This is a genomic window from Methylomonas methanica (genome assembly GCF_001644035.1).
Lineage (GTDB): Bacteria > Pseudomonadota > Gammaproteobacteria > Methylococcales > Methylomonadaceae > Methylomonas > Methylomonas methanica_A.
On sequence record NZ_LUUG01000074.1, the window covers coordinates 1 to 8,632 of the forward strand.

At 50.7% G+C, this 8,632-nt stretch carries 7 protein-coding genes and 1 pseudogene; 2 read left to right on the forward strand and 6 right to left on the reverse strand.

Going from position 1 to position 8,632, the window contains the following annotated elements:
* Positions 1 to 435: 435 nt before the first annotated feature.
* Complete coding sequence (locus A1332_RS12685) at positions 436 to 792, reverse strand: hypothetical protein (RefSeq protein ID WP_157204009.1); 357 nt, start codon at positions 790 to 792, stop codon at positions 436 to 438.
* A gap of 197 nt (positions 793 to 989) precedes the next feature.
* Here A1332_RS12685 and A1332_RS12690 point away from each other — a divergent pair, with 197 nt between their 5' ends.
* A complete protein-coding gene (locus tag A1332_RS12690) occupies positions 990 to 1,307 on the forward strand; it encodes a hypothetical protein (protein WP_197491451.1) in 318 nt (105 codons plus the stop codon).
* A gap of 107 nt (positions 1,308 to 1,414) precedes the next feature.
* Here the strand turns inward: A1332_RS12690 and A1332_RS12695 are convergent, their stop codons facing one another.
* On the reverse strand, positions 1,415 to 1,654 hold the full coding sequence (locus A1332_RS12695; protein ID WP_064008860.1) for a hypothetical protein: 240 nt from the start codon (positions 1,652 to 1,654) through the stop codon (positions 1,415 to 1,417).
* Positions 1,651 to 1,896, reverse strand: coding sequence for a hypothetical protein (locus A1332_RS12700; protein WP_064008861.1), 246 nt, complete (start codon positions 1,894 to 1,896; stop codon positions 1,651 to 1,653). Before A1332_RS12700 ends, A1332_RS12695 begins: the two co-directional genes overlap by 4 nt.
* Before the next feature lie 133 nt (positions 1,897 to 2,029).
* Between A1332_RS12700 and A1332_RS12705 the strand changes: the two genes are divergently transcribed.
* Positions 2,030 to 3,418, forward strand: coding sequence for a glycoside hydrolase family 30 protein (locus A1332_RS12705; protein WP_064008862.1), 1,389 nt, complete (start codon positions 2,030 to 2,032; stop codon positions 3,416 to 3,418).
* A gap of 7 nt (positions 3,419 to 3,425) precedes the next feature.
* Here the strand turns inward: A1332_RS12705 and A1332_RS12710 are convergent, their stop codons facing one another.
* From A1332_RS12710 to A1332_RS25660, 3 genes and pseudogenes are all read right to left on the reverse strand, one after another.
* Positions 3,426 to 6,587 (reverse strand): hypothetical protein, encoded by a 3,162-nt coding sequence (locus A1332_RS12710; RefSeq protein ID WP_064008863.1) that lies wholly within the window; start codon positions 6,585 to 6,587, stop codon positions 3,426 to 3,428.
* Between the two features lie 487 nt (positions 6,588 to 7,074).
* On the reverse strand, positions 7,075 to 8,073 hold the full coding sequence (locus A1332_RS12715; protein WP_064008864.1) for an SGNH/GDSL hydrolase family protein: 999 nt from the start codon (positions 8,071 to 8,073) through the stop codon (positions 7,075 to 7,077).
* Positions 8,074 to 8,341: 268 nt separating this feature from the next.
* Positions 8,342 to 8,632: pseudogene (locus A1332_RS25660) on the reverse strand (hypothetical protein); the annotation flags it as partial.

Below are 8,632 nucleotides of genomic sequence, written 5' to 3' on the forward strand. Positions count from 1 at the left end.
ACAGAGTATCTAACGGGCTAATCCGTTCAAAAGCTCCGGTGCTCGGCGCGGCATACGGGAGAAAACCAACCCCCCTTGAAGAATTCCTCGTTTTACTCGTTCCCATGCGCTGAGTGGGAACGTTGTTTCATCGTTCCCACGTTCCAACGTGGGAACGCCGCTCCAGACGCTCTGCGTCGTCTTGAAATAATGATATGCTGCCGCGCGCAAGGTAGCCCGTGGATAAGCTGAACGTAGTGAAACGCATCGGTTTTGACTTGGTTACTCGGTCTTGGAAGCTCTAGCTTCCCGATCAAACCGACGAAAGCTGGAGCTTTCAAGATGGCGTTCCCAAACTGGAGTTTGGGAACCAGAGTAAAGAAACTGGCAAATATCGCAGCCCATAGGTGCTGCATGTAGTGCAATGCATCGGTCGTGTAAGGCTGACCTATGATTTTATTGAAATGAAGGGCTCTGAACGTCTAATGTTTGGTTTATGTCGGGCTGGGACATGTCTTCTTGCGTTTCGGTTACCGGCTGATCGGTTGCGAGGTCTTTGGTGCCGGCATCGTTTTGTGCGCATTTACCCTTCAACAATTCGATGGCGCCTGGCCAGCAGGATGCCTCGACGTAAGACTTGGCATACCAAAGAAAGGCTACGCCTGAGCAGTCTTCATGAACAATCTTGGCTGTAACGCTAACATCGTCGTCATAAACTCTTTCCACTTTGCAAAAGTAAACGGGTTCAGACCAGGCTGTGTTGGTTGTTAGAGATAAAAGGGCCAGAGCAGATATTTTTTTAAGAAATGTCATCTTTTTATCCAAAAATGCTAAATAGTAGTTTCAATATTCGGCTTTACCATGTTTAAAGTCAAAATTTACATCCGAATTTTTACGCAAGATACCGAAAACTTAGTCAAGGTAACTTCTAAAAACTATAGGAAACGCTATTCTCAGAGAAACCCGGAAGATCAAAGACATCGTGGTGACTATGGCATAATTCAGCAGCGATGGCTTCTCGTCGCGACAAACAGGAAATACAAATGTATTCGTCAGATGATGAAATCGGCATTATCACTGCCTTTGTAGAGCAATTGGAAGAGCAGTCCATCCCGCGCGCGTTGGCCGTTAAAAAAAGAGTGGAAGATGGCGATACGCTGAACGAAATTGAAATCATGCATTTTGAACAGATGCTTTCGGAAGCCAGCATGATGATGCCCCTCTTGAAGCATCATCCTGAATATCAAAAATTGATCGCCGAATTAGCCAATCTTTACAACGAAATTTCGGAACGTGCCTTAAATAACCAGATGAACGTCAAAACTTAGAAAGCAGACATTCTAAGTCTGGATAAGGCTTCATTTAGGCGCCAGTTGTAGGCACAAAAAAGCCGGGCGTACCCGGCTTTATGGAATTTCAGCGCTATAAACAGCTGCTATTCAAAAGAAATTTCTTCCAGACTGGCTAAACAGCCTAGTCCTCTGGCAAATTCCTGTAATTCACTGGCCATGTGAAAGTTAAGGATGGAGTTTGTCTTCAAATCGACAATCGCGTATTCGACAATCGGGTCGTTGCTCTGCAATCTGGGCTTGTACTTTAATAGTTTTTTTGATTCTTTAGCCAGCTTACGGTTAAGCCGAGCCGTTAGCGCGCGAATTGATACCAACTTTTTCATATCCAATCTCCATGCGTGAAAACAGAAAACGCAGTATAAGTGATTTTGACGGTTTTATGACAATGGCCAAAAAAAAGCCTGAGACGCTCCGCACAAAGTCTGTCTTGTTCAGCAAGCTTCAAGCTGTCCATGCGTCTAGGTTTCGGCAAGCTCCCAAGCCCCTTGTGCACCGGCGGGTATGCCGAAATGACGATTTTTAAGATGCGCAGGGCATTCAGCTTAGGCAATTTGCGAATCAGCATGTTTGTTTAGCGACAGCAGCAATGCATGATGAAGATTAAACTGGCTAGCTCCTGCAAAGCATCGATAATATAGCCTGATGTTGTGTGTATTAAATCCGGCGGAGCCGCTTCCGCGCTAACCATGAGGGCTGTCATGTCTGAGCAAATCAACGATTTTCAACCAATATCTTCTGAAAGCGAGGCGGGCACGCCTGTCGAGGTTTGGCTGACGACCGCGGATCAGCAGGCTTTGTTTGACCGGCAAGCCAGCTTATTGGGTTTTAACCACAACACCGGCGATTTGCCTGTAATAGCGATCAATACCGAAGATTGTTATCAACCCATCGAAGGCTTTGGCTTCTCCTTGACCGGCGGCAGCGCCATGCTGATTGCTGCGCTACCCGGCGCTGAAAGGCAGGCTTTGTTGCGGGAGTTATTTTTGCCGGAAGGTGACGGCATCGGCGTCAGCTGTTTACGCCTCAGCATTGGTGCGTCTGATTTAAGCGAGCGTTGCTTTAGCTATGACGACATGCCGGATGGTCAGACGGACCTGGAGCTTGCGCAGTTTGATTTGAACGCCGGGGATACAGAGGTTATTCCGCTGCTGCAAGGCATTCTGGCGCTCAACCCATCGCTAAAAATTATCGCTACAGCCTGGTCGGCACCACGTTGGATGAAGACTAACCAAGCGTTTATCGGCGGCAAACTCAAACCCGAGTACTACGCAGTCTACGCCGCTTACCTGGTCAAATACCTGCAAGCCATGCGCGAGCGTGGCATCGTGATCCATGCCATCACGCCGCAGAACGAGCCGCTGAATCAAAAAAACGAACCCAGTATGGTCATGGAAGCGTCGGAGCAGGTCGAGTTTATCAAAGGTCACCTCGGACCGGCCTTGCGCGACGCTGGTTTGGCCGACGTGGAATTGTTTTGCTGGGATCACAATTGTGACGTGCCGGAATACCCATTGGCGGTGTTCGCGGACGCCGACGCGCGGCAGTATCTCAACGGCTCGGCCTGGCATCTCTATGGCGGCGATATTTCGGTGTTGTCGGAAATGCACCAGGCGTATCCGGACATGAAACTATATTTCACCGAGCAATGGGTAGGCTCTGATGGTGAATTCGGCGGTGACTTAATGTGGCACGTCCGTCATGTGCTGATCGGTTCATTGCGAAACTGGAGCAGGGCGGTTCTGGAATGGAATTTGGCTTCCGATCCATTTTGCGGGCCGCACACACCAGGCGGCGAGGCCCGCTGTGTGGGCGCTTTGACGATCGACGGCGATGAGGTTATGCGGAATGTTGCCTATTACGTGATTGCTCACGCCACGAAATTCGTCCGGCCCGGTTCGGTGAGAATTCACTCCAGCGATCCAAGCGATTTACCTAACGTGGCCTTCCTCACGCCTGCCGGGGCTATCGTGTTGATCGTGCTAAACGATATAGCCGAACAGCAAGCCTTTGCCATTCAATATCAAAACAAAAGCGCGCTCGTCACCTTACCGGCAAAGGCTGTGGCTACTTATGTTTGGGCAGCCTGACGAACCGTCATCCAAGCAACACATCGATCCGGCGATATTGACCTGATCGTAAGGCTTCTGCCGTCGCGCCCTCGATATTTGCGGTACTTACCGACTGCGTCGTGCCGTCACGACCGTATAACTGAAATTGCAGCGGTTTTACCGCATCCTCACCAAAAGTGTCGCGGCGCTGTGGATTGACATAAACCAGCAAGGTCGAGCCGAACAGCGTGCAGGTCGCGCTATTGGCGCGTAAGGTCTCCTCATCGGCAAACGGCGTGACCGATTGCTCGCCGCCGGTAAAAAATGTTGCAGCCAAAAACGGTCTCGGTTTAAAGACCAAGATGTCCCCTTCCAAAACAAACGGCTTTGGCCCCAGAAAGAGATGCGTCCACAAGTGCAAAAACTCCACGGTAGCGCCGGATAATCGGGCCACGCAGCCGCGTCCGTGCTGGCGCGCATCGATTGTAAAACCGCTACTGACCAGGAAACTGGAGTTCTCGATGGGGTTGCGTTTGTATTCGCTGGGTTCGTGAAAAGGCAGCAGTAAGGTTTCGATGTGGGCATAAAACTCATCGATCAAACCAGCCCGCACCATCTCCAGTACAAACTTGTAATGCATGTGTAAAAAGATCGAACCGTTCTCCAGCCAACCGTAGTTAAAAACCCCGATGCGCCCCAAGTCCAACGCATCGTCGCCCAAGGATTCGTTGACTCGGTACATGCCCAGTTTGCGGTCGAACAATTCGGAGTTTTGGACGGCTTGATAAAGCGTCTGCGCCTGCACCGGATCGGCGATGCGCAAGGCATGTACAAAGCCTTCCAGGAATAATGGCAGCTGTTTTTGCCGAAAATGGGTTACTTCCAAGCCACCGGTCTCCAGCTCCCGATATTGCTCCGCATCGTAAGCAAAATAAGTGACTATGCCTTTAGGTGTGCGGGCTTTGTCTATTGCGGTATTCAGATAATTTGTTACCAAGCCCAGGAAACTTTGGATATCGGCAAGCGCTTGTTCGGCACCGGCAAAGCCCATGAATACCTGATCACGATAAGCTTCTTTCAGCGCGCCGCTTTCCTGCCAGAACAACTGTGGCGTCAAATCGGCGCGGCTTAACAGAACGTGTAACGAAGTCACAAACTGCGCTAACTCAACCGGTAACACGCAGGGGACATCGACTTGGCTGAGCACTGAGCGAGTGAAATCCACCAAACGCTTCAGCTCTATGGTTTCGTTCACCGACGAGCCCAAAATGCCAGGCAAGCCGTTCAAGGCGTCGCACCAGCCGGGTCGGTCCGCTTCCATTTCGATGCCCACTCCGGCCGGATCGAGCGTAGCCAGCTTGTTAGCCACCAGCGTCAGAATCTTGCCCAATAAACTGGTGTAAACAATCTCACCGTGGCCGGCTTGCGTACGCACTTGATAGCGGCGCTGCTGGCGTGCGTCAATAAGGGCTTTTTTCTCAGGACGATATTGCACCGCGTTGTATTGGCGAACGCCATTTGCGGTTAGCACATACTTTTGCGCGCGCGGCGCCACAGCGTGGGTAGGGTCGAAAAAGCTGTAAGTTTTGTCCTGAAACAAACCGGCTAGGCGATCCGGAAAAATCGCCGCATAACTAATCAATAAATCCACCAAATAGGTCCAATGATCCGACCAATAGCCGCGGTCGAATTCCGCGTCTTCCATTTCCCGCGCTTCGGACAAAATTGCGGTCAGCATGGCTTCCGCATCGGGAGTATTTCCTAGCGCCTGCACCAGTTCCGCGTACTTAAATTCTTTGTGCAGCAAGGATTCCAGTACCGGAAAACGCTGATAAAAATGCGCAAAATTGTCGGGCGCATCCAAGGCAAAACGCGAGTTGCGCAAAGAGCAGGGGTTATAGCCGTCCGGCTGAATCAGATTGAAAAAATAACGAATGTTTTTGGCATCCAAGGCCGGATCGAAGAACAGGTCCATGCGCCGATTTTGCAGCACGTCGCGAAAGTCGCCGTTGCCTTCGGAATAGGGCGTGTCTTGCAATAAAAAATCGTTGTAATCCCGCTCCAGATCGCCATGCTTGCGGCCAAACAAATATAAATGCGCGCCGCCGGGTACTGGCATGGAAAAGCCGCCGCGTAAGCCGTTGTCAAGATAACATTGCCGGGCATGAGCATCGAACAGCGGTTTGGCGGTCGCGGTAAAAGCCTTTTGGCTGATGTCGTTTACCAAGCGGCGATTGGCTTCGCGTTTGCCCTCAAAATAGTCCGGTTGAGCGGCTTCGATAAGGAATTGATCCAAAATCTCACGGGAACCGGCATGCCCGTATACCCCGTAAAACACCCTGCTTTCGCCGGGCTGCAAAGAGAGCTTAAGGTGCTGAAACGCTGCCGGCGTCTGATTGCCGCTGACCTGCTCGGCAAAATCCAGCGGCTGGTCTGAAAAAAATCGTTCAGGTTGAGCAAAATCGCCGGCCAAACCAAAAATCCGTTCCGGATCGACAACGGCTTGATTGTGCTGGCCATCCAAAAAGCCGACGAAGAAATTGCCGGCAATCACCGGCTCCACCTGCGGGCTATCGGTGGGCCAGACTTTCAAACGGTAAAACGGCAGATTCTCCGCCACGCCCTCCACCCGCATAAAAGCTTCCGAGGTGCGGCTCATGAATTTGAGTATCCATTGATTCATCGCATAGGGCAGCACTTGCGGCAAGCCATCGACGATCTCGATCTGTCTGGCTTTATCGGCGGTGTTGACGATCTCCACCCGACGCAGCAAACCGGCCACCGGCGCTTCGGCCAAGGTGAACACATCGGCGCGCAAGCTTAAGCCGAGTTTGGGATTAAGTTCTTCCACGCCCACCTCGTGCGGCGTCACGTAAAGACGCTGCGTAACCTCCGACCCAGCACCGCGCTGAAACGGTTCGTAATTCAGACTGTGTCCACCATCGGCAACTTTTAGAAAAGTCCGAAAACCGCGCGACGCCGTCAGTTGATAAGCCTTATCGGCCGGGAAAAACTCCAAAAACGCGCCGTCCTTATTTCGCACCCCAAAACTGGCAATTGCCTGCCCGCGATTCACATAAAACACCCAGGCTGGGCGCCCGCGCATCCCGGCAATCCCCGGCAAAAAACTGGCGAAAGGCGCGCAATCGTTATACTGCTCGACGACGAAACAGTTTTCGCCGGCTTGGAAATAGTGTGGCTGGGTCATGGTCGCGTTATCGTGGTTAGTTAAAATACCGCTAATGTGGCGGGAGCAGCATTACTGCAACAGCATCATAGACAACAAATTATGTTTTCAGAAGCCAAAAACATCTGACAGGAATAGGCGGATGGTTCCAGATTGACATAAGTGGACATTGATAGCATTTATTGTGCTGGTTCCCACACGCGTTGCGTGGTCACCAGCACAACCGTGCTGCGGTTTGATGTTGCAGCAGCGCGGCTAATCGCCACTCCCATTCTGGGATTGGGAACGAGGTAAAATCTCCGGATGGTACGGGGATTTTGAGGTGTCAGTTTGCTTTGTAAAAGTCAAAGCAACTATTTTAAGGGTAGTCTTTATTGCAAAACGGTAACTGCTCTTTGCGCCATTCTGCCGTGAACCGCTTTGGTGGGATGTATGCCATCCCAGAACAGATAGGAGTCAGGCTTTTTACAGGTGTATGGCGGCTCATTGGGGTGAATGCAGGCATCTGTCACATTGGTGATGCCAATTGTTTTGAGGCATTGTTCTCCTTATCCCAGACAATTTCCTCCAGCAAGCCATAGAGATCCAACGTTCTGATGTCGCCCGCCGCCTGTAACGCCAAATTTAAACCGTCTTGAAGTTGCCCCAAGGCTAGATTAAAGCCCAGCGCTAGCATATTCGCGTTATAGGCAACAGTATCTTCAATTGGTCTGGGTGGCGGCGTGAAAAGGCGATCCAATAAGCTAACCGTTGGTGTTCGGCCGATGTTCGGCACATTCATCAGGAGAAATTTGCGCGCCCCCAAACCATACAGCGTTTGAATCGTCGCGCCAATATTGCCAATTGCCTGGCCGATTACTTCCTTAGCAGCGTCAACGTTTTGGGTATTCAATAGTATATCCAGCGCATCTCTGACATCGTTACCGCCAACTTCGATAACAAACAAGGTTTCGCCGGAAATAGGCTTGCCGGGGCCGATTTGAAAATCCGCTAAATAGGCTGCCAGTTGATCGGATAGGTTAAACCGGCAGCGCATAACATCGTCCGGAAGCGTCTGTGCTGTTACCGGCCTGGCTCTGGCGCCACCCACGGCGTAATTGCTGGCCTGCAGTCCTGGATTTCGCAGAGCGGGTCTAACGGTTCCCGATAATCCCTGACCACGCGCATATTGCTCAATCCAGGTGGCGCCATTGGTTACATGGTGACCGCCTCTGGCGTACACCCCATCGGGCACCAATAATTCAACATAAGAGTCATCGGGTAAATACAATTTATCCATTTGATCGTAAGGCGGCACATTTAGTGGTGTACCCAAATCGCATTGAGCAAAACCAAACTCGGCGGCATTATTAATCAACACAATCGCGTTCCCGGAATCACTCAAACTCGCACCAAACACCACGATACGATCGAACGCTGATTTTTGGGCAAAAACTGCTGCCGACCAAGTCAAACTCAGCGTCAGCATGCAGATTTTAATAACGTCTTTTTTATTTAATGCTCGCATAACTACCCCCCAATTCTTGGTTGTCAATTCTGTCCTGGGTTACCAGCGTTTGAATTTTTCATACGTGCTTGTTTCTGAATTTATTGCCCGAGATACCCGACTCTCTGTTCCTTGCTTACGATGGCTTTGCCTAAAAACTCTAACACTGCAACGCAAAATGACAATGCGTATAAACACCTGTATGACAGCTCTTGCTAAAGCCGACTGGCCGAACTCAGGGAGTAGGCTAATTGGAAATATGGATTGAATGTCTTAAGCGAGGAACAGTCTATTCGACTATTTTAGTTTCAAGCATGCCAGCACTGGTTGTTGACTCCAACCAGCCACCACCTAAAGACTTGTAGACAGCAGTCAGGGTGCTAGCAATTTCGCTTTGCGCAAATTGACTTTGATCTTGCAACAAACGCAGTAAAGTCAGAAAATCCGCTATGCCTTCCTGATAACGCAGATTTGCAAGTGCCGAGGCTTCCTCGCTGGCTTTAGCTGCTGCCAGCAATGAACTGCGGCGGGCGCGCTCCTGGCGATAGTTAACCAGGGCCGTAGATACTCTGTTCAAAGT

Excerpts from the sequence above, each read along its gene's own strand:
- A1332_RS12685 (WP_157204009.1), bottom strand. The coding sequence starts at position 792 with ATGACATTTCTTAAAAAAATATCTGCTCTGGCCCTTTTATCTCTAACA.
- A1332_RS12690 (WP_197491451.1), top strand. The coding sequence starts at position 990 with ATGGCTTCTCGTCGCGACAAACAGGAAATACAAATGTATTCGTCAGAT.
- A1332_RS12695 (WP_064008860.1), bottom strand. The coding sequence starts at position 1,654 with ATGAAAAAGTTGGTATCAATTCGCGCGCTAACGGCTCGGCTTAACCGT.
- A1332_RS12700 (WP_064008861.1), bottom strand. The coding sequence starts at position 1,896 with ATGCTGATTCGCAAATTGCCTAAGCTGAATGCCCTGCGCATCTTAAAA.
- A1332_RS12705 (WP_064008862.1), top strand. The coding sequence starts at position 2,030 with ATGTCTGAGCAAATCAACGATTTTCAACCAATATCTTCTGAAAGCGAG.
- A1332_RS12710 (WP_064008863.1), bottom strand. The coding sequence starts at position 6,587 with ATGACCCAGCCACACTATTTCCAAGCCGGCGAAAACTGTTTCGTCGTC.
- A1332_RS12715 (WP_064008864.1), bottom strand. The coding sequence starts at position 8,073 with ATGCGAGCATTAAATAAAAAAGACGTTATTAAAATCTGCATGCTGACG.